Source organism: Bradyrhizobium zhengyangense (genome assembly GCF_022012435.1).
In the GTDB taxonomy this organism is placed as follows: domain Bacteria; phylum Pseudomonadota; class Alphaproteobacteria; order Rhizobiales; family Xanthobacteraceae; genus Bradyrhizobium; species Bradyrhizobium zhengyangense.
In genome coordinates this window covers 289,458-309,756 of the sequence record NZ_JAKLUA010000007.1, presented here as the reverse complement: position 1 = coordinate 309,756, position 20,299 = coordinate 289,458, and the positions used below count along the sequence as shown (strand labels likewise).

At 63.8% G+C, this 20,299-nt stretch carries 23 protein-coding genes; 8 read left to right on the top strand and 15 right to left on the bottom strand.

The genetic code is table 11. The annotated features are described in order from the left end of the window. Positions 1-5 precede the first annotated feature (5 nt). Positions 6-2,039: a DNA primase gene (gene dnaG / locus L6637_RS23110; RefSeq protein WP_237872139.1), complete on the bottom strand. Its 2,034-nt coding sequence runs from the start codon at positions 2,037-2,039 to the stop codon at positions 6-8. Between the two features lie 259 nt (positions 2,040-2,298). Here dnaG and L6637_RS23105 point away from each other — a divergent pair, with 259 nt between their 5' ends. Then, positions 2,299-2,862: a chlorite dismutase family protein gene (locus L6637_RS23105; RefSeq protein WP_237864374.1), complete on the top strand. Its 564-nt coding sequence runs from the start codon at positions 2,299-2,301 to the stop codon at positions 2,860-2,862. Here L6637_RS23105 and L6637_RS23100 read toward each other — a convergent pair. Continuing rightward, the gene (locus L6637_RS23100) at positions 2,859-3,257 is read right to left on the bottom strand and encodes a gamma-glutamylcyclotransferase family protein (protein ID WP_237864375.1); all 399 of its coding nucleotides are present in this window, start codon (positions 3,255-3,257) and stop codon (positions 2,859-2,861) included. The genes L6637_RS23105 and L6637_RS23100 overlap by 4 nt on opposite strands. A 76-nt stretch (positions 3,258-3,333) precedes the next feature. After that, the gene (locus tag L6637_RS23095; RefSeq protein ID WP_237864376.1) at positions 3,334-4,242 is read right to left on the bottom strand and encodes a transglutaminase family protein; all 909 of its coding nucleotides are present in this window, start codon (positions 4,240-4,242) and stop codon (positions 3,334-3,336) included. A 91-nt stretch (positions 4,243-4,333) separates the two neighbouring features. On the opposite strand from L6637_RS23095, the gene L6637_RS23090 reads away from it, so the two are divergent. After that, the gene (locus L6637_RS23090; protein WP_237864377.1) at positions 4,334-5,140 is read left to right on the top strand and encodes an N-formylglutamate amidohydrolase; all 807 of its coding nucleotides are present in this window, start codon (positions 4,334-4,336) and stop codon (positions 5,138-5,140) included. A gap of 47 nt (positions 5,141-5,187) precedes the next feature. Here the strand turns inward: L6637_RS23090 and L6637_RS23085 are convergent, their stop codons facing one another. The 3 genes from L6637_RS23085 to L6637_RS23075 are packed head-to-tail and all read right to left on the bottom strand — an operon-like array spanning position 5,188 to position 7,851. Next, positions 5,188-5,805: a LysE family translocator gene (locus tag L6637_RS23085; protein WP_237864655.1), complete on the bottom strand. Its 618-nt coding sequence runs from the start codon at positions 5,803-5,805 to the stop codon at positions 5,188-5,190. A gap of 52 nt (positions 5,806-5,857) precedes the next feature. Beyond that, positions 5,858-6,403 carry a hypothetical protein gene (locus L6637_RS23080; protein WP_237864378.1) on the bottom strand — a complete coding sequence of 182 codons (546 nt, stop codon included), beginning with the start codon at positions 6,401-6,403 and terminating at the stop codon, positions 5,858-5,860. A 2-nt stretch (positions 6,404-6,405) separates the two neighbouring features. Beyond that, the gene (locus L6637_RS23075) at positions 6,406-7,851 is read right to left on the bottom strand and encodes an LVIVD repeat-containing protein (RefSeq protein WP_237864379.1); all 1,446 of its coding nucleotides are present in this window, start codon (positions 7,849-7,851) and stop codon (positions 6,406-6,408) included. 117 nt (positions 7,852-7,968) lie between these two features. Between L6637_RS23075 and L6637_RS23070 the strand changes: the two genes are divergently transcribed. From L6637_RS23070 to L6637_RS23060, 3 genes are read left to right on the top strand one after another with little or no spacing between them, the layout of a single operon-like run. Further along, the gene (locus L6637_RS23070; RefSeq protein ID WP_237864380.1) at positions 7,969-8,283 is read left to right on the top strand and encodes an ArsR/SmtB family transcription factor; all 315 of its coding nucleotides are present in this window, start codon (positions 7,969-7,971) and stop codon (positions 8,281-8,283) included. Continuing rightward, the gene (locus tag L6637_RS23065; RefSeq protein WP_237864381.1) at positions 8,276-8,746 is read left to right on the top strand and encodes an SRPBCC family protein; all 471 of its coding nucleotides are present in this window, start codon (positions 8,276-8,278) and stop codon (positions 8,744-8,746) included. The genes L6637_RS23070 and L6637_RS23065 overlap by 8 nt, the downstream gene beginning before the upstream one ends. Beyond that, a complete protein-coding gene (locus L6637_RS23060) occupies positions 8,743-9,255 on the top strand; it encodes an SRPBCC family protein (protein WP_237864382.1) in 513 nt (170 codons plus the stop codon). Before L6637_RS23065 ends, L6637_RS23060 begins: the two co-directional genes overlap by 4 nt. A gap of 18 nt (positions 9,256-9,273) precedes the next feature. Here the strand turns inward: L6637_RS23060 and L6637_RS23055 are convergent, their stop codons facing one another. Further along, entirely contained in the window at positions 9,274-9,453 is a 180-nt protein-coding gene (locus tag L6637_RS23055) for a hypothetical protein (RefSeq protein ID WP_237872027.1), read from the bottom strand. A 307-nt stretch (positions 9,454-9,760) separates the two neighbouring features. Next, complete coding sequence (locus tag L6637_RS23050) at positions 9,761-10,534, bottom strand: DUF2189 domain-containing protein (protein ID WP_237864384.1); 774 nt, start codon at positions 10,532-10,534, stop codon at positions 9,761-9,763. A 228-nt stretch (positions 10,535-10,762) separates the two neighbouring features. Here L6637_RS23050 and L6637_RS23045 point away from each other — a divergent pair, with 228 nt between their 5' ends. Further along, a complete protein-coding gene (locus L6637_RS23045) occupies positions 10,763-12,994 on the top strand; it encodes an ATP-binding protein (protein WP_237864385.1) in 2,232 nt (743 codons plus the stop codon). On the opposite strand, the gene L6637_RS23040 is transcribed toward L6637_RS23045, so the two are convergent. The 5 genes from L6637_RS23040 to L6637_RS23020 all read right to left on the bottom strand — a co-directional run bounded on the left by L6637_RS23040 (position 12,991) and on the right by L6637_RS23020 (position 17,292). Further along, the gene (locus L6637_RS23040; RefSeq protein WP_237864386.1) at positions 12,991-13,431 is read right to left on the bottom strand and encodes a hypothetical protein; all 441 of its coding nucleotides are present in this window, start codon (positions 13,429-13,431) and stop codon (positions 12,991-12,993) included. The genes L6637_RS23045 and L6637_RS23040 overlap by 4 nt on opposite strands. Before the next feature lie 88 nt (positions 13,432-13,519). After that, complete coding sequence (locus tag L6637_RS23035) at positions 13,520-13,987, bottom strand: MarR family winged helix-turn-helix transcriptional regulator (RefSeq protein ID WP_237864387.1); 468 nt, start codon at positions 13,985-13,987, stop codon at positions 13,520-13,522. 9 nt (positions 13,988-13,996) lie between these two features. Next, a complete protein-coding gene (locus L6637_RS23030) occupies positions 13,997-15,607 on the bottom strand; it encodes an acyl-CoA synthetase (RefSeq protein ID WP_237872025.1) in 1,611 nt (536 codons plus the stop codon). Between the two features lie 3 nt (positions 15,608-15,610). Further along, positions 15,611-16,747, bottom strand: a complete 1,137-nt coding sequence (locus tag L6637_RS23025; RefSeq protein ID WP_237872023.1) for an epoxide hydrolase family protein — start codon at positions 16,745-16,747, stop codon at positions 15,611-15,613. Positions 16,748-16,836: 89 nt separating this feature from the next. Continuing rightward, the gene (locus tag L6637_RS23020; RefSeq protein ID WP_237864390.1) at positions 16,837-17,292 is read right to left on the bottom strand and encodes a GatB/YqeY domain-containing protein; all 456 of its coding nucleotides are present in this window, start codon (positions 17,290-17,292) and stop codon (positions 16,837-16,839) included. A gap of 229 nt (positions 17,293-17,521) precedes the next feature. Between L6637_RS23020 and carA the strand changes: the two genes are divergently transcribed. Continuing rightward, a complete protein-coding gene (carA, locus tag L6637_RS23015) occupies positions 17,522-18,712 on the top strand; it encodes a glutamine-hydrolyzing carbamoyl-phosphate synthase small subunit (RefSeq protein WP_237872021.1) in 1,191 nt (396 codons plus the stop codon). 44 nt (positions 18,713-18,756) lie between these two features. On the opposite strand, the gene L6637_RS23010 is transcribed toward carA, so the two are convergent. Continuing rightward, on the bottom strand, positions 18,757-18,972 hold the full coding sequence (locus L6637_RS23010; RefSeq protein WP_237864392.1) for a hypothetical protein: 216 nt from the start codon (positions 18,970-18,972) through the stop codon (positions 18,757-18,759). Positions 18,973-19,122: 150 nt separating this feature from the next. Between L6637_RS23010 and L6637_RS23005 the strand changes: the two genes are divergently transcribed. Further along, positions 19,123-19,644, top strand: coding sequence for a cupin domain-containing protein (locus L6637_RS23005; protein WP_237872019.1), 522 nt, complete (start codon positions 19,123-19,125; stop codon positions 19,642-19,644). Between the two features lie 116 nt (positions 19,645-19,760). Here the strand turns inward: L6637_RS23005 and L6637_RS23000 are convergent, their stop codons facing one another. After that, complete coding sequence (locus L6637_RS23000; RefSeq protein ID WP_237864394.1) at positions 19,761-20,285, bottom strand: Dps family protein; 525 nt, start codon at positions 20,283-20,285, stop codon at positions 19,761-19,763. Between the last annotated feature and the right edge of the window lie 14 nt (positions 20,286-20,299).

Below are 20,299 nucleotides of genomic sequence, written 5' to 3'. Positions count from 1 at the left end.
TTTCATCACACGCTCTTCTGGAACCGGCCCGACAGCTCGCCAAAACCCTCGATCAGGGCCTCGGTACCGTCGACCTCTCCTATCCGAGCCTTGACGTCACGCAGCCACGCTAAATTGGCCTCGCTGGGGTCCTCCCCCAAGGCCAGCTCGGCGTCCTTCAGCTCTCTAAGTAGTGAATGGTACTGCCGATGCAAGGCAACGAGTTGATGCCAGGTGGCAAGAACGTCGTCCCTCGCGGCGCCCTCGCGGGCGCCCCACACCGCCGCGGTGGTGATGCCGCCCTCAACCCTTTGAAGAAGCTGTGAAAATCCACCTTTTACGATATCGGACCGCATCTTCTCGGCCTGCTCGCCGGGGTCCGGCGAGTGGTGATGGTCGTTGGCGAAAGCGGCGATGATGCCGGCCCTGAGCTTGTGGGCCTCGGGGTGGGCCAGCTCGAGTGCGGCCACTTCCTCAAGGTGATCATCCAGCAGCCAGGGGTGATTGATCAGGCATTGCAGGATCAGGGCCTCCCGGCGGGAGATGGCGCTGCGCTGTCCGCGCATGATCGGGCTCGCCGCCAGCTGGGGGCTCGCCGCCTTGTAGGGGCCTGATGGCAGCGGGGCCGGACCCGGCGGGCCGCGGCGGCCGCCCCCAAATCCTTGCCCGAATCCTTGCCCGAATCCTTGGCCACCGAATCGATTCGCCTGCCCGCCGCGGGGCTGGAAGGGGCGGCCACCACCCCCTTGGCCGAAATTGCCCCTGTTAGCGAAGCCGCCGCGGCCGCCGTCAGGCGAGAAGGTGCGCTGCAGGCGCTCGACGAATTCGTTGCGGTAGTAGCGCCGCACCACCTCGTCGCGGATGCCGTTGGACAATTCCTTGATGCGCGCTTCCAGCGCGGCGCGGCGCTCGGGCGTGGCAAAATTGCCGCCTTCGAGCTCGCGCGACCAGAGCATGTCGGCGAGCGGACGGGCCGCCGCGATCACCTCTTCCATCGCGCCGCGTCCGCCGGAGCGCACGAGATCGTCGGGATCCTGCCCTTCCGGCAGCAGCGCGAAACGCAGGCTCTTGCCGGGCGCGAGAAATGGCAAGGCAAGGTCCGCAGCACGATAAGCCGCCTTCTGGCCGGCGCGGTCGCCGTCGAAGCAGAGGATCGGCTCGTCCGCCATCTTCCAGAGCAGCGCCAGCTGGCTCTCGGTGAGCGCGGTGCCGAGCGGCGCGACCGCGCCTGCAAAGCCCGCGGTGACCATGGCGATGACGTCGACATAGCCTTCGACCACGACCAGCGATGCGCCGTCATGGGTGGCTTTGCGCGCGGTCTGGTGATTGTAGAGATTGTCGCCCTTGTGGAAGAGCGGCGTCTCCGGCGAGTTCAGGTACTTTGCCGGAACGTCCTTCTCCAGCGCGCGTCCGCCGAAGGCGATGACGCGGCCGCGCAGATCCGTGATCGGAAACATCACGCGATCGCGGAAGCGATCGTAAGGCACGGGAATGTCGTCGCCGCCGATCAAGAGGCCGGTCTCGACCATGTCCTCGACGGAGACACCGAGCTTGCCGAGATGCTCCTTCAGCGCGAAGCGTTCGGACGAGGCATAGCCGAGGCGGAACTGCAATTGCGTCGCCGGCGAGATGGCGCGGTCGGCGAGATAGCCACGCGCCTTGGCGCCGAGGCGCGAGGCCAGAGTCTCCGAAAAATACTTTGCGGCGAGCTCCATGACGTCATGGAGCGAGCGGCGCCGCTGCTCCTCGCGCGCCGCGTTGGGCGTCACGGCCGGCAGCGGCAGGCCCGCCATGCTGGCGAGCCGCTCGACGGCTTCGGCAAACGGCAGACCGTCGGTCTCCATCACGAAGGTGATGATGTCGCCGTGCTTGCCGGAGGAGAAGTCGTGGTAAAAACCCTTCTGGTCGTTGACGTAGAAGGACGGCGTCTTCTCCTGCTGGAACGGCGACAGCCCCTTCCACTCCCGCCCCGCCTTCTTCAACTTGACGCGCTTGCCCACGACTTCGGAGACCGAAAGCCGGGCACGAAGCTCGTCGAGGAATTGGGGCGTGAAGCGCATGGCCATGGTGTAGCGCGAACCGGGTGAGTCGGGCGAAGGGATCAGGGATATAGGTGCGGGGGACGTAAAAGTCAGGTTTGTCGGGATTATGCGCGCTGTTCACAGCCCCCTCGGTCATTCCGGGGCGCGCGGAGCGCGAGCCCGGAATCCATTCCTCCCAGCATTTCCGCGGCACAATGGATTCCGGGCTCGCGCCAAGTGGCGCGCTGGAATGACGGGAAAAGCTTGAACCCCGCCCGGTTCCACGCTTCCATAGGCCATGTTCAGGACCTTTCGGGGCGGCCAGAGCGGGGGTTGGCGCGTGACCTCGATATCGCCTGTGACGGGCGAGCCCCTGCCCTTCATGCCGGCGCTGTCGGTAACCGACGGCGACGCCGTCGCGCTGCCGCTGGTGCCCTCGCGCAATGCCTGGCGCCTGGTCGGCGTGCCGAGCAATTTGCGCTACACCGAACGGCCCGAGCAGCAGCAGCTCGCCGCGGTGCAGGCCGGTCTCGGCCGGCTGGAGGCGACTTCCGCAGCGCTGATCCCGATCCGCAAATCGCAGGCCTGGTGGGATCTGACGCAGGAAGAGCGGCGCAGGATTTTTGAAGACAAGTCGCACCACATTGCGAGCAGCATGCGCTTCCTGCCCGCCATCGCGCGCCAGCTCTATCACTGCCGCGACCTCGGCGAGCCCTTCGATTTCCTGGCCTGGTTCGAATTCGCGCCCGCGCACGCCTCGCTGTTCGAGGAGCTGGTGGGGATGCTCAGGCAGACCGAAGAATGGAGCTATGTCGAGCGCGAGGTGGACGTGCGCGTGGTGAAGGAAGTGCTGTCGGCCTAGTGGTCCAGGAAGCGGCCGGATTCGATGTGCGGCAGGTTCGTCACCGGCCAGTTGTAGACATAGGTCCAGGCCGGCGCGGTCGCGCCATCCGCGCCTGTTACGTCGACCAGCCGGCGCAGATACTCCGTCGGCTCCGGAAAACCCTCGCCACAGGCCTCATACATGTCGAGCTCGCGCAGGAGCTCATCGCCGGCGCGCAAGCGGAAGAGCTCGCCATGCACGACGTCCGAGGATACCTCGGACAGCAGCAATCCCGGATAATGCTTCACCAGCACCAGCCGGCCCCGGCACGTCGCCTCGCCCAGAAAATCCGCATGCTGCGCCAACAGCCGCGCCATCGGATGGTCGAAGCCGCGCATCAGGGTGCCGTAGACGAAGAGACGATCGGAGGTCATGAGGCTCTATAGCTGGCAATGTTGTGGAGTGACAGAGCTGTACATTCGCTGTCGTCGCGGCGAAGGCCGTGGGTGTCTACACGACCTCCGCTTCCAACTCCTCGCCGCGCTCCTCGGCCGAAACCACCCTGACGCTGACGTCCATGACGTCGAACGCATCCTGGGTGCCGATATAGATGCCGTGCAGCGGAATGGCCTGGCGCGGATCGCGCGCGACCGCAACGCGGATGAGGTCGCGGGTGCCGACGATGCCGTTGGTCGGATCGAACTCGATCCAGCCCGCGCTCGGCAAGTACACCTGCACCCAGGCATGGGTCGAGCCGCCGCCGACATGGTGCTGGGCGATGTCCTCGGGGACGAAGACATAGCCGGAGACGAAGCGAGCGGCGATGCCTAGCCGGCGCAGCGCCTCGATCATGAACAGCGCATAGTCGCGGCAGGTGCCGGTGCCTCGCCGCAAGGTATCGGACGGCGCCTGCGTGCCGGGCTCGTGACGCCTTTGGTATTTGAACTGCTCGCGGATCGCATGCGTGATGCGGCTGAGGATATCGAAGGTTGGCGAAAGTGCATTCTCGTCGAGAAAACCGCGCACCCAGGCCGCGACCTTGCCCTCGGCATCGGGGTATTGCGGCGTGATGTACTGGACGAGATCGGGCAATTCCGCGTCGTCATAGACGAAGGGATAGAAGTAGGCGGGATCGTCGGGCGTCAGCGCGAACTCGTCGACCGGATTGTGCTCGACGGTGACGCGCCAGTCGAAGATCAGGCGATCGGCGCGCGCGTCGAAATCGGCGATCGCGACCGAATTGCCAAACACGTCGTGGATCCAGCGCAGCGACATCGGCTGCGGCGAGATATCGAGCCTGGAGGCGAGCACGCGCAGATCATGGCCATCGCTCGGACGCAGCATGAATCTGTGTTCGCCGAAGGCCACGGGACTGACGTAGCGATATTCGGTCTTGTGATGAATCGTCAGCAGCGGCATCGTCGGGAGATCATGGTGATGTTGGGCAGACCTGATATTAACGCTTGTTGCCCAATGTCCGGGGCGACTGCTTTTTCGATAGGCAATCAGGATGGCTTTCAACACAGCCGGGGCGACGGATCAACTCCTTGGCGACGACGATATTCCGCCAGTGCATGAGGTGAATGCAGAGGGGACATCGCCCTTTCTGCTCACATCGGACCATTACGGCCGCATTCTGCCGCGTGCGCTCGGCGATCTCGGTGTATCGGAAGACGAGCTTGTCAGGCACATCGCCTGGGACATCGGCATCGCCGGCGTCGCGGAGCGGCTCGCAAACATGCTTAACGCGCATCTGATCGCGCAGCGCTATTCGCGGCTCGTGATCGACTGCAACCGCTCGCCCGGCGTGGCGAGCTCGATCCCCGTCATTTCCGAAGCGACCGCGATCCCGCGCAACGAAGGCATCTCGGACGGTGAACGCGCGGCACGGCGGCGCGAGATCTTCGAGCCCTATCATCAGCGCATCGACGCGGTGATCGACAGCCGGATCCACGCGAAGCAGCCGACGGTGCTGGTGTCGCTGCACAGCTTCACGCCCGTCTATGCCGGCGTTGCGCGGCCCTGGCACATCGGCGCGCTCTACAATCGCGACAAGGTGCTGCCGCAGCTGCTGCTGAAGCACTTGCGCTCTGAGGGCGATCTCGTCGTCGGCGACAACGAGCCCTATGCGGTGAGCGATCTCAGCGACTACACCATCCCCGTCCATGGCGAGGCGCGCGGTCTCGTCAACACCGGCATCGAGATCCGCCAGGACCTGATCGCGGACCAATCCGGCCAGCAGCAATGGGCCGAGCGGCTGGCGCGGATCTTCGCGGAGATCGAGGTGGAGTTGAAGCCGGCGCTGCTGGTCGGCTAGCCGCCGCGCCTCGCCACGAACAGCGCGAGCGCGGCGAAGGTTCAAGCTTACTTGGCCCGGATCAGCGCCAGCCAGATGCCGCCGCCGATCATGAAGCCGCCAGAGACGCGCGACACCAGGCGGGTGCGGCGCGCCGAGAAGAAGCCGCGGACCTGGCCGGCAAGCAGCGCGTAGATTCCGTCGGTCAGGCCGGCCAGCACCATGAAGGTGATGCCGAGCACCAGGACCTGCGACAAATGATCCTTGCTCATGTCCATGAATTGCGGAATGAACGCACCGAAGAACACCAGCAGCTTCGGGTTCGACAACGCCACGACAAAGCCCTGCAAAAGAAAGCCGCCGCGAGGGGGAGGCGGCGGCGCGTCCGCGTCGACGCCCTGCACCGGAGAGCGGATCAGCTTGATGCCGAGCCAGACCAGATAGGCCGCGCCCGCAAAGCGCACCCAGTTGAACCAATAGCCCATCGTCGCCATCAGCGTGGTGAGGCCGACGGCAAGGATGCCTATCACGATCAACAGCCCCATCTGCACGCCGAGAATGTTGGTCAGCGCGGCACGCGTGCCATGGCGCAGGCCGTTGGCGATAACGAGGGTCACGATCGGCCCCGGCAGCAGCGCGAGCGCAATGCAGGCGGCGATGAAAGCGAGATAGGCTTGCATGGACATCATGGGGAGAACTCTGCTGATGGCGGTGTTTGCGGGTATTAATGCATGACAACTAGTTTCCGTCCAGCGCAGCGACGACCCACGCTTTCATCTCCCGGGTCTCGAGAAAAGCGAGCGCCGCACGCTGCATCGCGTTGGCATTACCCCGCCCCTGCGCCGCCGCAACGAAGAGATCGCAGCGCCGCGAGAGCGCAACACCGACCGCGGCGCGGCTAGTGCCGTCAAGGATCGCAAGATCATAGCGCCGCGCACGGCCGTGCATCTCGCCGACATGCACGACTTCACCCGGCGCAGTCGCGCTAAAGCGCGGGGTGATCAGATCGATATCGGCGACGCGATCGACCTCGTCGTCATCGGCGACACCGCTGTCGCAATTGCAAAAGCCGCGTTTGGCGCGAACGTAGAGCTCGGCGCCGTCGCAAGCCCCTCCCTCGCAGTGGAACGCACGCCCAGCGGGCCAGCCGTCGCGCGGGAACGGCCAGGCGATCTCGCGCCATCGGGCAGATGGCGGCGCAGACGACGGCGCAAGCTGATAGGCACCGACACCTGACGCGCAGAGCGCCATCAGGGTGGCCGCAATCGCCGCCGCGCGCCGCATCGTCAATTCTTCGGCAAGCCGGCGACGGCCCGCGCCGCTCCGGCCAGTTCGAGGATGTGCAGGCCGGTGTTGGCACGATCGACGATGTAGATGTAGCCGCGATCGTCGGTCTCGACATTGTTGGTTTGGATCGCGACCTTGCAGCGCTCGCCGCCCTCCACGGGAATGCAGCGCTTGTCGGTCGCCTGCGTGATCGCCGGGATGAAATAGCCGACTTCCTTGGGATGATAGGGATCGCGGATGTCGAGCGCGCGAACGCCGGCGTTGAAGAAGGCGATGAAAGCCATCTTCTTGTAATAGACCGGCGCCATGCTCTCATTCGACGAATGCGAGCCGAAACGGCCGCCGCGCTGGCAGAACTGTCCGCTGGCCTCCGGCACGGTGTAGCTCGAGATCATCATCGGCCGCGTCTCGGTGGTGACGTCGGCGAACCACACCATCTGCCTGGCCTCGCCGCATTCGTTGAGGATCGCCTCATCCACGATCATGACGATGTCGCGCGTCTTGCCGTCCTTGTCCTCGGCAAACTCAGCGACGGGCATATCGAGCATCGGAAACGTCGTGTGCGCGCCGTTGAAGGCGGACATCGGCAGCCGCGATATCTCGGGAAAGCGCAGATTGTCGGGCGTCGGCTCCTTCGGCCCCGTCAGCAGCTTCTCGCGATCGACGATCTGCAGGATGCCGCCCTTGTTGGTGCCATAGCCGAAATAGACGCGGTTGCCGTTCGGCCCGGTCGAGATCGGTCCGTGCAATTCGGTCGGCACCGCGCCGGTCGACCCGGGCTCCTGGCCGGGCAGGCCAAAGTCGCGGATCTTTTGCGGATGCGCCGGATCCGAGAGATCGTAGATCTGCGTCATGCGCCGCGTGCGCCAGTCCGGCGCGCCCGAGACGAGATAGGCAATGCCGGTGTCGCATTCCCACCAGCTCTTGTGCGTGTCCTTCAAGCCGCCGAGGCGCGTGATCAGCGCGGGGTTGGCGGGATCGGCGACGTTCCAGATCTCATGCGCCTGGCTGCCGAAGGTGCGCAACATGTAGACCGCGTTGGGATCGCCCTTCGGCAAGGTCTTGCCGTCGCACACGCGCACCATCTGCGCGCCGCCGGATTCATATTTGCCCTCCTGCCCCGGCAGGTGCCTGAGATATTTGGGATGCGCGGGATCGGTGACGTCGATGATCGAGGTCCCGTTCGGCTCCGCCTTGCCGGTCATCGGATTGACAGGCGCCAGCACGTCATCGGTGCCGCCATGATGACCGATATAGGCGATCCAGCGGTCGCCCTGATGATGGATGGTCGGCTGATAGGCGCTGCGCCCCTGAAGATCGTTGCTGCCGACGAGCTTCATGTTCGACGCCTCAGGCGGCGCGCCGATCGTCTGCTTCTGGGCGTGAACAAAAGTGCTGCCGGCGAAAAAGACGAGGGCGGCAGCAGTCAAGACGCAACGGAACATCAAGGTCCTCCCCGGAACCAATCTGCGTTGGCTGAGCGTCAAGGTTAGCACAGCCGATCGCACGCGCCAAAGACACCATCTTGACAGGCAACCATTTGGTTGCCTAATATCGCCGCCATGGATGAAGTCTTCAAAGCGCTCGCCGACACATCGCGACGGTCGCTGCTGGACCGGCTTCACGCCAGGAACGGCCAGACGCTAAACGAGCTTTGCGAAGGCCTCGCGATGACGCGCCAAGCCGTGACGAAACACCTGGTCATTCTGGAAGAGGCCAATCTGGTCACGACCATCAAGCATGGCCGCGAGAAGCTGCACTATCTCAACCCGGTGCCGATCCACCAGATCGGCGAGCGCTGGATCAGGAAATTCGAGCGCGGCAAGCTCGCCGCACTCGGCGAATTGAAACGCCAGCTGGAGAAGCGTGATGAGTAAGCCACAATTCGTCTATGTCACCTACATCGAGACCACGCCGGAAAAGCTGTGGCAGGCGCTGACGTCAAGCGAGTTCACCAGGCAATATTGGTTCGGCGCCGAGGTCCGCTCCGACTGGAAGGTCGGCTCGCCCTTTGCGCTTTCGCTGGACGGCGAGGTCACCGATTCAGGCGAAATCCTCGAGGCCGATCCGCCGCGACGGCTGTCCTACAGCTTCAAGCATCTGAAATATGAAGAACTGCGCGGCGAGCCGATCTCGCGCGTCGTCTTCACCATCGAACCCTTCGGACCGGTCGTGCGTTTGACCGTGCTGCATGATGGCTTCATCGAGGGCGGCAAATATCTCGGCGCCGTCTCCAACGGCTGGCCGGCCATTCTGTCGCAGCTCAAGAGCCTGCTCGAGACCGGCAAGCTGCTCAACATCACGCGCGCAGCCCTCAACAAGGGATTCGACGCAAAATGAATCTCGACCAGTTCAAGCCCCTCACGGTCTACACCATCTACATCGCCTCGACGCCGGAGAAGGTGTGGGAGGCCCTCACCTCGGCCGAATTCAGCCGAAAGTATTTTTCGGGCTTCGCCGTGGAGATGCAGCCGAAGCTCGGCGGCACGTTTGTCGTGCGCGCGCCTGACGGCTCGGAGCACATTTCTGGTGAAGTCTTCGAATACGATCCGCCGAGGAAGCTGACGGTGACATGGAACGTCAACTGGCCCGACCTCGTCGCCAAGCTCGGCACCACGCTCGTGACCTACGAGATCGAGCAAGCCGGAGAAGCCGTCCGTCTCATCATGAGCGAACGCCACGATCGCGATCTCAGCGACGACATCCTCTCCGGCGGCCGCGCCGGCTGGCCGGCGATCCTGTCGGGGCTGAAGAGCCTGCTGGAGACAGGAAAGGCGCCGCAGATCAAGACAGCACCGCCGGCACGGATGCTGGCGGCGCTGAAGGCGATGGGGATCAAGACGCCGTAGTGGCCAGAATCTGCGGCCTCATCGCTTCTTCTTCACCGGCGGTGGATGAATCTCGTCGATCTTGCGATGGCAATCCGCTTCGGAGTCGTGCGGGCCCAAGACGAAGGTCCCGCTGACCTTGATTGCGTACCAGCCCGACTCCACGCCGAGCCGGAGCGCTTCTTCTGTCTTGACGTGCCGTGGGGAGAGAGTTTGCATCAGGTGCTTTCGGTTGGCGTTCGTTCACATCGAACTGCAGTGAAATCTTTCAGGCATCCGTCGTGATCAGCAGCATCCACGGGTGTGAAGGATGAGTTTGTTCACATTGCCCGCGCATATTCGTCGCGTCGCGTGCGCGCAAAGACGGCTGTTCTTTCCGACATTGGCGCACCGTGCGCGCAATCACAGCAATTAGCTATCGTTTTCTCGCCCCGCCCCGGGCTTTTGCAGCGCCGAATGCTCTGTCAGTCGAATAACGCCGGCGAAACGGACGAATAGCCCGTTTCCGTTGCGTCCGGCGCCTCTTTTATGCCACCGGCACCACCAGCCGCCGATAGAGATGCCATGTCGCATGCCCGAGCACCGGCAGCGTCACCACCAGGCCGAGGAAATACGGCAGCGCCGACACGATCAGCAGGATCACGATGACAGCGGCCCAGCCGATCATCGGCAGCGGGCTCGTCACCACCGCGCGCACGCTCGTCACCATCGCGGTGACGAAATCGACCTCGCGATCGAGCAGCAGCGGAAACGACACCACGGTCAGTGAAAACAGGATCAACGACAACGCCGCGCCGACCGCATTGCCGATCGCGAGGAACAGCAAGCCCTCGTTGGTGGTCAGCACCACCGTCATGAATTCCTGCAAGCTCGAGAACGAGGCGTGCAGGCCCAGCAACAATGCGATCAACAGCCGCACCTGGTACATCCAGATCACGAACACGAACAGCGTGACGAAGGCCATCCATCCGATTTCGCTGCGCGAGCGGATCGCCGACCAGATCGCGCCGAAAGAGACGGGCTCGCCGCGCTCGCGGCGGCGGCTCACCTCATAAAGGCCGATCGCGACGAAGGGCCCGATCAGGGCAAAACCGGCCGCCAGCGGATAGACGAGATAGACCATGCCGAAGGCGGTGAGGCAGAGCATGATGGTGATGCCGCCGGCGGCGTAGAGCGCGCCGAAGCAGAGCCCGTAAATCGGCAGCGCCTGGAAATCGCGCAGGCCCTCGACCAGCGACTCGGCGATGTCGGTCGCCGCAACAGGACGCACCACCGGATCGACCTTGCCCGAGATGGACATCAGCTTCCTCCGCTCATCGGCGCGATCTTTTGCCGCGCGCAGGGCGCAATATTAGCGTCACTGCGCGCGGGCGCAACTTGATGCCTGATAGCGGGAGGTCGCCAGCGACACCGCAACGCGCCGGTGGCAAAATCTTTAGCCTTCGGTACTATATTTCGCACCGACGCCTATGGACGGGGCAGACGATCGTGCCGCAAATTGTACCTCCAACAGCGGACCGGCAGATCGATGAGCCTGCGTACCCGGTTACTGATCCTCGTCATCGCGGCCATGCTGGTGCCGGCGAGCCTCGTCGGCTTGCGCTTCGTGCAGAACCGGACCAGCGAGATCAACGCTGCGCTGGCCAATCTCGTCGCTTCAGCCGACGACATTGCCAGCGATCTCGACGAGAAGATCCAGGGCACTGCCCAGCTTGACTATGGCCTTGCCCGCGCCCGCGATCTCGACACAAGCGACAAGGCGGCGTGCTCTGCGTTTCTGTCCGATGTGCGCGAGGAGTATCCGCAGTTCACGGGAATCTTGACGATTAATCCGGACGGCAGCCTGTTCTGCGACTCGCTCCGCAGCAACCGCACGCTCGATCTGAATGATCGTGCCTATTTCAGGCAGGCGAAGGTCTCGCAAGGTACCGTCGCGCTGGAGCCGGTGTTCGGCCGCCTGACCGGACTGTCGGTCCTCCAGATTGCCTATCCGGCGCGCTCTGACGCCGGCGCGCTGAAATTCGTCCTGCTCGCCTCGTTCAACCTGAACAAGTTCGCGGAGTTTCACGACAGGCGGTTGCTCGCCGAGAAGGAGATCCTGTTCGTCGACAGCAAGGGTACGGTGCTGGTCGCCCCCAAGGGCGGCGGCTGGAGCGATCCGGTCGGCGCGTCGATCGCCGGCTCCGATCTGTTTCGCTTTGCGGCGTCGTCGCCCGATGGTGCGGCATCTCGCGAGGTCACCGATCGCACGGGCCACACGCAGGTCTGGGCTGTCGCCCGCTCGCCGTCGATCCGCAAGGCCGGCCTTTATATTATCGTTGGACGCTCCAAGGACGGACTGGTCGCGGCGGCGAACCGCCGGCTCTACGAGGATCTGGCGATCCTCGCGGTGGCCTCGCTGCTGCTGCTCGCCGGCGTCTGGATCCTCGCAACCGTCAGCGTCGGACGCCAGGTCGGCCGGCTCGCCACGATGGCGAAGCGGCTGGGGCTCGGCGATCTCAGCGCACGCATTCCGCCGCCGCATCCGCGCGGGGAACTCGGCGGATTGATGATGCTGCTCAACGACACCGCGGAGTCGCTCGAGCAGCAGCGCGCCGCCATCGCCGACCTGAGCCACAAGCTCAGCCAGTCCCAGAAGATGGAGGCCATGGGCCAGCTCACCGGCGGTGTGGCGCATGACTTCAACAATCTCTTGACCGTCATCCTCGGCAACTCCGAGCATCTCGCCGACAGGCTGGCGGACAACAAGGAACTGCACCAGATCGCGAGCGATATCGCGACGGCGGCCGAGCGCGGCTCCGACCTGACGCGAAGCCTGCTCGCCTTCGCGCGCAAGCAGCCCTTAAGACCGCGCGAGATCGACATCGCCGAGAAGGTCGTCGGCATGGAGCAGTTGCTGCGCCGGTCGCTCGGCGAGCACATCGAATGCAGCTTCGCCTTCGGCGCCGATCTGTGGCCGGCCAGCGTCGATCCAAGCCAGCTCGCAACCGCCTTGCTCAACCTCGTGCTCAACGCGCGCGATGCCATGCCCGACGGCGGCAGACTGACGGTCGAGGTGCGCAATATTTCGCTCGGTTCGTCCGAACTCGACGTCGACGGCGAGCCGCGGCCCGGCGATTACGTCATGGTGGCCGTAACCGACACCGGCTGCGGCATGGCAGCTGATGTCGCGAACCGCGCGTTCGAGCCGTTCTTCACCACCAAGGAGGTCGGCAAGGGCACAGGCCTCGGCCTGAGCATGGTCTACGGGTTTGCGCAACAGTCCGGCGGACTCGTGCAGCTCCAGTCCGAGCCCAGGGAAGGCAGCGTCGTCAGGCTGTTCTTCCCACGTATCGCTTCGGCGCCGAACGAGGAGCCGGCTCCCGCGGAACCGATCCTCCCACCCGAGGCAAGCGGGACCATTCTCGTGGTCGAAGACGACGATATGGTGCGCGCCTATGTCGAGAGCGAGCTGCGGACGCTCGGCTACCGTGTCATCGCGACGTCGAACGGGCCCACGGCGCTGGATGTCCTGCGCGAGCCCGGCGACATCCATCTGCTGTTCACGGATGTCGTGATGCCCGGCGGCATGTTCGGACCGGAACTGGCGCGGCAAGCTACAGCGCTGCGGCCTGACCTCAAAGTGCTGTTCACCTCCGGCTACAGCCAGACTCCGGTCAAGACTCCCGACGGGATCGACGCCCGCATTCTGACAAAACCGTTCAAGCGGCAGGACCTCGCCGCGATGCTGCGGTCCGCGTTGTCGGCGCCATCGCGCTAACGAGATATGAGCAGCAGCGCGACGCCGAGATTGGCCGCAAACAGCGTTGCATCGATGACGAAGATCCTGAGCATCGGGCCTTTCAGCACCGGCCAGTAAGCCACCCCGACGCGTCCGCCGCGCATCAGCACGGGAAGATTATAGGCGAATTGGCTGAAATGGCAGGCGGCGAAGAACAGAAACAGCGCAAGCTGCGCTTCGACCGGCTGGAAGAACGACGGACGCGCCGCCAGCAAATAGAACGAGAGTAGACCGATCGGCAGATTCATCCCGCCGAGGAAAGCTACGCTGGCCGCCAGCGTCGGCGCGATCGGATTGCTGCGCTCTTCCCGAGGCAGCAGGATCTTCAACGTGTTCGTTTGCGCGATACTGAACTGGATGAAAGCGCCACCGAACCACAGCGTGTTGAGCAGCAGGACGAAATCCGAAAGGTGCATGATCATTTTCCAACACAAGCCTCTTCCGGCTCACGAGGAAATTGGCAAAGCTTACCTTTCATGTCAACACTATTGACCTGAAAGCCGATCAGTTATTGTCGGCGATCGTCTTCATGACGGCCATCCAGGCCGCCGCGCCGCGGGCGCCGACGCGATCAAATGCCTTGCGCATGACCTCGCGCTCATGCCCCGAGGCCGTTTGCTCGATGCGCTGCCCCGCAGCCGTCAGACGCAACAGTTTCGAGCGATGCTGCTCGGGCGACCGCTGCGACGTCAGCAGCTTGCGTTCCAGCAACAGAGTGAGCGGCCGGTTCAGCGCCTGCTTGGAAATGCCGAGGATCTCGATCAGCGACCCGATGGCGATATCCGGCCGGCGCGCCACCACGTAGAGAATGCGATGGTGCGAGCGCGACAGGCCCTGCTTTGCCAGATAGTCGTCGGCCTCCAGCGTCATCCCGCGCCAGCCATAATACATGAGCTCCAGCGCCGCATCGAGATCATCGAGCTTCGCAAGTGAGGCGCGGTGCAGCCCCGCGGCGTGAGACGTCTTCGGCATTGTCGGAAGCTAACCTCTTGCCCGCAGTTCGCGCCGCAGCACCTTTCCCGTCGCCGTCATTGGCAGGGTCTCCGCGAATTCCACGTAACGCGGATATTCGTGGGCCGCGAGCTGCACCTTGACGAACTCCTGGATTTCGCGCGCGAGCGCATCATCAGCGGCAAAGCCCGGGCGCAGCACGATCCAGGCCTTGATCGATTCGGTGCGGATCGGATCGGGAATGCCGACCACCGCAGCCATCGCCACCGAAGGATGCTTCATCAACGTATGCTCGATCTCGGACGGACCGACGCGATAGCCGGCCGTGGTGATGACGTCGTCCTCGCGGCTGACATACCAGAAATAGCCGTCGTCATCCTGCACGCCGAGATCGCCGGTCAGCAGGAATTCCCCGGCGTACTTCTTCGCCGTCGCGTCCGGGTTACGCCAGTATTCGAGCATGGTCACGGGGCATGGCTGGCGAACGCCGATAATGCCGCGCTGGCCGCGCGGCTGCTCCTCGCCCTTGTCGTTGACGATACGGACGTCGAACCCCGGCGTCGCCTTGCCCATCGAACCGGGCCGGATCGGAAACAGATGGGCGTTGCTGCCGATCACGAGATTGCACTCGGTCTGGCCGAACACTTCGTGCGCATCGATGCCAAAGGTGTCCCGCACCCAGCCGAGCAGCTCGCCGCCGAGCGATTCACCGCCGGTGAAAATACTGCGCAGCTTGACGCCGGGATGTTTGACGCCCGCCTGCCGCATCAGCTTCAGCGCGGTCGGCGGCAGGAAGACGTTGCGGACGCCGAGATCGGCCATCATCTGCATCGCCGCCTGCGGCTCGAATTTTCGCGCGCGATGTCCGACCAGCGGAATGCCGTGATACCAGAAGGCGAACAGGCCGTTGATGAGGCCGCCGATCCAGGCCCAGTCTGCCGGCGTCCACATCAGGTCGCCGGGACGCGGCAGGAAGTTGTGACACATCTCGACGTTGGGCAAATGGCCGAGCACGACGCGATGCGCATGCAGCGCGCCCTTCGGATTACCTGTGGTGCCCGAGGTGTAGATGATCAGCGCGGGATCGTCGGCGGAGGTGTCGACATTGGCAAAATCCTCGGACGCGGTTTCGATTGCCGACCAGAACGGTTTCGCGCCGGCGTGCACGGCGCCGCTCGTGACGTAGATGTCCTGCAGATAAGGCAGCCGTTCGCGGATCTTTGTGAGCTTCTCCCAGCCTGCCTCGTCCGCGATGATCGCCTTCGCTTGCGAATTCGACAGTCGGAATTCCAGCGCATCCTCGCCGAACAGCGTGAACAGCGGGATCGAGATCAGCCCGGAGCGGAACGCCGCCAAATGCGCGATCGGCAGCTCCAGCGACTGCGACTGGAACACCGCGACGCGATCGCCACGCGAAAGCCCGTCCGCCTTCAGCACATTGGCGAAGCGGCGCGACATCTCCGCGACCTCGTCGAAAGAGGTGCGCGTGGTGGCACCAACCTCGTCGACATAAACAAGCGCCAGCCGGCCGGTGCCGTCGGCATGGCGATCGCAGCACGCCTCCGCGATGTTGAAGCGCGCCGGGATGTTCCAGCGGAAGTTACGATAGAGCTCGTCGTAGGTTGCGTCTTCGGTCAGCATGACTCAGCGCACCGTCGCGAAGAATTTTCTGATATCGCGCACGAACAGCTCGGGCTGCTCGAAAGCCGCAAAGTGCCCGCCCTTCTCCATCTCGCTCCAATGCGTGATATCTGGAAAATTCGGCTCCATCCAGCGCCGCACCGGCGTGATGATCTCCTTGGGAAACACGGCGACACCGGTTGGCACGGTCACCTTGGGCGTCGTGCGGCGCTTGCCAAAACTCTCCCAGTAGAGCCGCGCCGACGAGGTCGCCGTCTCCGTCGTCCAGTAGAGCATGACGTTGTCGAGCAGCTCGTCCTTGTCGAAAATGTTCTCGGGGTGGCCGTTGCAATCGGTCCAGGCCCAGAATTTTTCCAGGATCCAGGCGGCCTGCCCGCTCGGCGAATCCGTGAGGCCATAGCCAAGCGTCTGCGGCCGCGTCGATTGCTGTTTTGAATAGCCGGAGTCCAGATCGACGTAATGCTTGAGACCGGCCAGCGCGCGCTTCTCCTCCGGCGTCGGATCGCCATCGACCTTCGGCGCGGCGTTGAAGGCGAGCGTGACGTGGATGCCGGCGCAATGCTCCGCATCCTGTGCGCCGAGCGAGGTCGTCACCGCCGAGCCCCAGTCGCCGCCTTGCGCGCCGTAGCGCGTATAACCCAGCCGATCCATCAGCTTGGCCCAGGTTGCGGCGATGCGGTCGACGCCCCAGCCAGTGGTCTTGGGTTTTGCAGAGAAGCCGAAGCCCGGCAAGGAAGGACAGATCACATGGAAGGCGTCGGCGGGATTGCCGCCATGCGCAGCCGGATCGGTGAGCGGCGCGATCACCTTCTGGAATTCCACGATCGAGCCGGGCCAGCCGTGGGTGATGATCAGCGGCAGCGCGCCCGCTTCCTTCGAACGGACATGCAGGAAGTGGATGTCGAGCCCGTCGATCCCGGTGGTGAACTGGTCGAAGCGGTTGAGCTTTGCCTCACGTGCGCGCCAGTCGTAACCGTTCGCCCAGTAGGCGCATATCTCCTGGATCCATTTCAGCGGCGCGCCCTGGCTCCAGTCATCGACCAGCTCGGCCTCGGGCCAGCGCGTGCGGGCGAGGCGCGATTTGAGATCGGCGAGAATGTCGTCGCTGATGGCGATGCGGAAGGGTCTGATGGCGGTCATCGGTTGGCTCCCGATTTTGTCTATCAGGAGAGAGTAGACCGGATCTCAACCGCGACAAAGGTGCCCATCCTCCCCTCGAGGGGGAGCAGCTAGCCCGACAGCGCGGCCTTCACGAGGCCGCTGGCCTTGCCGAAATCCATCTGTCCTGCGTACTTCGCGCGCAGCACCGCGATCACCTTGCCCATGTCCTTCATGCCGGCAGCGCCGGTCTCAGCGATGGCATCCGAGATCGCCTTCTTGACCTCGTCGTCCGACATCTGCTTCGGCAGATAGGCCGAGATCACCGCGATCTCCTCGCGCTCCTGCGCGGCCAGCTCGGCGCGGCCGCCCTTGTCGTAGAGCTCGACGGCCTCCTGCCGCTGCTTGATCATCTTCTGCAGCACGGCCAGCAGATCGGGGTCGGACAGCGGCGGCTTGCCCTGGCCGCGGGCGTCGATGTCGGCGTTCTTGATGGTCGAGTTGACCATGCGCAGCGTGGAGAGCTTGCGCTCCTCCTTGGCCTTCATGGCCTCCTTGACCGCATTGTTGATGTCGTCGCGCAGCATGATCGTCGTCCTCTCAATCTTCGGCCCTGATCTAAGCCGTTCGCGGGAAAGAGGCCATAGCGGACCTGTCACGGGGGGTTCATTGTTTCCCGCCTGATGGCCAAAACGGCGCAAAATTTCAGGACTCACCCTAAGTCCCTGAAGAGACCTGTCAAATATGCAAAAACGCATGTGAATCCGGCGTTTCCCGCTTTGACGGGCGCGAGTTGGGGGCTTATGAAGCGGGCTCATGACACAACATGACAACGATCCCGCCTGGCCGGACCATAAACCGACCGCGCTCCTCGTGCTCGCCGATGGCACGGTGCTTGAAGGCTTTGGTCTCGGCGCCGAAGGCCACGCCGTCGGTGAAGTCTGCTTCAACACCGCGATGACCGGCTATGAGGAAATCCTCACCGATCCCTCCTATGCCGGCCAGCTCATCACCTTCACCTTCCCGCATATCGGCAATGTCGGTACCAACGAGGAAGACATCGAGACGGTGAACATGGCCGCGACGCCAGGCGCGCGCGGCGTGATCCTGCGCACCGCGATCACCGCCCCCTCGAACTACCGCGCCACCAAGCATCTCGACGCCTGGCTGAAGGCACGCGGCATCATCGGCCTTTCCGGCATCGACACGCGGGCGCTGACCGCGCTGATCCGCAGCAAGGGCATGCCCAATGCCGTGATCGCGCACGCCAAGAACGGCGAGTTTGATCTGCACGGCCTGAAGGAAGAAGCGCGCGAATGGCCCGGCCTCGAGGGCATGGACCTCGTGCCGATGGTCACCTCCGCCCAGCGCTTCACCTGGGACGAAACGCCCTGGCTGTGGGACAAGGGTTTTGGCCGTCAGGACAAGGCCGAGTTCAACGTCGTCGCGATCGATTACGGCATCAAGCGCAACATTCTGCGCCTGCTCGCCGGCGTCGGCTGCAAGGTGACGGTGGTGCCGGCGACGACGTCATCTGAAGACATTCTGGCGATGAAGCCGGACGGCGTGTTCCTGTCCAACGGTCCGGGCGATCCGGCCGCCACCGGCAAATACGCGGTGCCTGTGATCCGGGACGTGATCAAGTCGGGCACGCCGACCTTCGGCATTTGCCTGGGTCACCAGATGCTCGGCCTCGCCGTCGGCGCCAAGACGAAGAAGATGCATCAGGGCCATCACGGCGCCAATCATCCCGTCAAGGACGAGACCACCGGCAAGGTCGAGATCACCTCGATGAACCACGGCTTTGCCGTGGACGAGACGACGTTGCCAAAGGGCGCGACCCAGACCCACATCTCGCTGTTCGATGGATCCAATTGCGGCATCCAGCTCGACGGCAAGCCGGTGTTCTCGGTGCAGTATCACCCGGAGGCCTCACCGGGCCCGCGCGACTCGCACTATCTGTTCCAGCGCTTTGCCGATCTGATGCGGCAGAAGAAGAGCGCGTAAAGACCCAAGGACGCCGGCGGACGAAACCGCCGGCTATGGCGCCGTCACGGACGCATGAACATGAAGTCCGTGTCAGGATCGCAATTCTCGGCGATGAAGCGCAGCTCGGCCTTGATATCGGTGACGGACCTCGTCTCCAGATATTTCGAGATCACGAGATTGAGCAAGGCGCGACAGACGGCTTCGTGACCGAGACCTGAGGTCTCGGCCTCATCGAGGGCCGCCGAAAAATGACGCTGCGCAACGTCGGATGCGTACATGGCGTTCCATCCAATTTCTCCCGGAATTGCGTGCCTTCGAACGGCGACTGGCGCCTTGATCTCCGTCAAGCCAGCGTATGGACTGACGACAGGAACAAAGGGCGCTCGCGCTGTCTTGACTCCTCGTCCAATGCTCCCGGGAGCCCATCCATGTCGGTCGTCCGCGACTATGCCGAGCCGCTCGCCATCGTCTTCGAGGACGACGGGCTCGTGCCGAACAACATTCTTCCCTTCCTCATCTACCAGGGCGCGGTGACGCTCGATCCAAAGCAGCCTGAACAGGCCATCGAAAACCTGTTCGAGACGAACAATTGGGGCGGCACATGGCGCAACGGCGTCTACGATTATCTGCATTACCACGCGACGGTGCATGAGGTGCTCGGCGTCGCGCGCGGCCGTGCCCGCGTTCGATTCGGTGGGGACTATGGCCAGGAGCTGGAGATCAAAGCGGGCGACATCGCGATCCTGCCGGCCGGCACAGGGCATCAGTGCATCACAGCGAGCGATGATTTCTGCGTGATCGGCGCCTATCCGCCGGGATCGAAGATGGAGATCACGCGGGCAACGCCCGAGAACCATGCCAAGGCGCTGAAGACGATTCCAAACGTTGCGCGGCCGCCGGCCGATCCGGTGACGGGAAGGCACGGCGCCTTGATGCGGTTGTGGCGGTAGCGGCAACGAAGGTACGCAGGGTGGATTAGCGAAGCGTAATCCACCTCTTCCTTTCCCGTTGAAACAGACGTGGTGGATTACGCCTTCGGCTAATCCACCCTACGGCACTTGTGCCCTTACGCCTCGTTGCCGCCCTCCTGCCGCGTGGCTTCGAACAAGAACCACGTCCGCCGCTCGGTCTCGTCGATGAAGACTTCGAGGATGCTGGCGCTGGCGACATCACCGGCGTCGTCGCAGACCTCATGCGCCTTGCGCATGCTAGCGGCGACGTGCTTGTTGTCCTGCATCAGCTCGCGCAGCATCTCGCGCGGCGGGACATAGTCCTCGTTATTGTCCTTGATGGTCTGGAGCTTTGCGACCTGGCCGATCGACTTCAGCGTGGTGCCGCCGATCTTGCGGACGCGCTCGGCGAGCTGGTCGGTGGTGGCGAAGATCTGGTCGGACTGCTCGTCCAGCAAGAGATGATAGTCCCGGAAATGCCGGCCGCTGATGTGCCAGTGGAAATTCTTGGTCTTGAGGTACAGCGCGAACGCATCGGCCAGAAGCACGTTGAGCGCCTCGGAAACCTTGTTGACCGCCTGGGGCTGCAGATCAGTGGGGGTGTCGAGATCGGGCGAGACCTTGTTGGGGGCTTTGCTCACGGGAAACCTTCCTG

Bases quoted from the DNA above. Each gene is read 5' to 3' on its own strand.
- dnaG (WP_237872139.1), bottom strand. From the start codon at position 2,039: ATGCGCTTCACGCCCCAATTCCTCGACGAGCTTCGTGCCCGGCTTTCG.
- L6637_RS23105 (WP_237864374.1), top strand. From the start codon at position 2,299: ATGTTCAGGACCTTTCGGGGCGGCCAGAGCGGGGGTTGGCGCGTGACC.
- L6637_RS23100 (WP_237864375.1), bottom strand. From the start codon at position 3,257: ATGACCTCCGATCGTCTCTTCGTCTACGGCACCCTGATGCGCGGCTTC.
- L6637_RS23095 (WP_237864376.1), bottom strand. From the start codon at position 4,242: ATGCCGCTGCTGACGATTCATCACAAGACCGAATATCGCTACGTCAGT.
- L6637_RS23090 (WP_237864377.1), top strand. From the start codon at position 4,334: ATGGCTTTCAACACAGCCGGGGCGACGGATCAACTCCTTGGCGACGAC.
- L6637_RS23085 (WP_237864655.1), bottom strand. From the start codon at position 5,805: ATGTCCATGCAAGCCTATCTCGCTTTCATCGCCGCCTGCATTGCGCTC.
- L6637_RS23080 (WP_237864378.1), bottom strand. From the start codon at position 6,403: ATGCGGCGCGCGGCGGCGATTGCGGCCACCCTGATGGCGCTCTGCGCG.
- L6637_RS23075 (WP_237864379.1), bottom strand. From the start codon at position 7,851: ATGTTCCGTTGCGTCTTGACTGCTGCCGCCCTCGTCTTTTTCGCCGGC.
- L6637_RS23070 (WP_237864380.1), top strand. From the start codon at position 7,969: ATGGATGAAGTCTTCAAAGCGCTCGCCGACACATCGCGACGGTCGCTG.
- L6637_RS23065 (WP_237864381.1), top strand. From the start codon at position 8,276: ATGAGTAAGCCACAATTCGTCTATGTCACCTACATCGAGACCACGCCG.
- L6637_RS23060 (WP_237864382.1), top strand. From the start codon at position 8,743: ATGAATCTCGACCAGTTCAAGCCCCTCACGGTCTACACCATCTACATC.
- L6637_RS23055 (WP_237872027.1), bottom strand. From the start codon at position 9,453: ATGCAAACTCTCTCCCCACGGCACGTCAAGACAGAAGAAGCGCTCCGG.
- L6637_RS23050 (WP_237864384.1), bottom strand. From the start codon at position 10,534: ATGTCCATCTCGGGCAAGGTCGATCCGGTGGTGCGTCCTGTTGCGGCG.
- L6637_RS23045 (WP_237864385.1), top strand. From the start codon at position 10,763: ATGAGCCTGCGTACCCGGTTACTGATCCTCGTCATCGCGGCCATGCTG.
- L6637_RS23040 (WP_237864386.1), bottom strand. From the start codon at position 13,431: ATGCACCTTTCGGATTTCGTCCTGCTGCTCAACACGCTGTGGTTCGGT.
- L6637_RS23035 (WP_237864387.1), bottom strand. From the start codon at position 13,987: ATGCCGAAGACGTCTCACGCCGCGGGGCTGCACCGCGCCTCACTTGCG.
- L6637_RS23030 (WP_237872025.1), bottom strand. From the start codon at position 15,607: ATGCTGACCGAAGACGCAACCTACGACGAGCTCTATCGTAACTTCCGC.
- L6637_RS23025 (WP_237872023.1), bottom strand. From the start codon at position 16,747: ATGACCGCCATCAGACCCTTCCGCATCGCCATCAGCGACGACATTCTC.
- L6637_RS23020 (WP_237864390.1), bottom strand. From the start codon at position 17,292: ATGCTGCGCGACGACATCAACAATGCGGTCAAGGAGGCCATGAAGGCC.
- carA (WP_237872021.1), top strand. From the start codon at position 17,522: ATGACACAACATGACAACGATCCCGCCTGGCCGGACCATAAACCGACC.
- L6637_RS23010 (WP_237864392.1), bottom strand. From the start codon at position 18,972: ATGTACGCATCCGACGTTGCGCAGCGTCATTTTTCGGCGGCCCTCGAT.
- L6637_RS23005 (WP_237872019.1), top strand. From the start codon at position 19,123: ATGTCGGTCGTCCGCGACTATGCCGAGCCGCTCGCCATCGTCTTCGAG.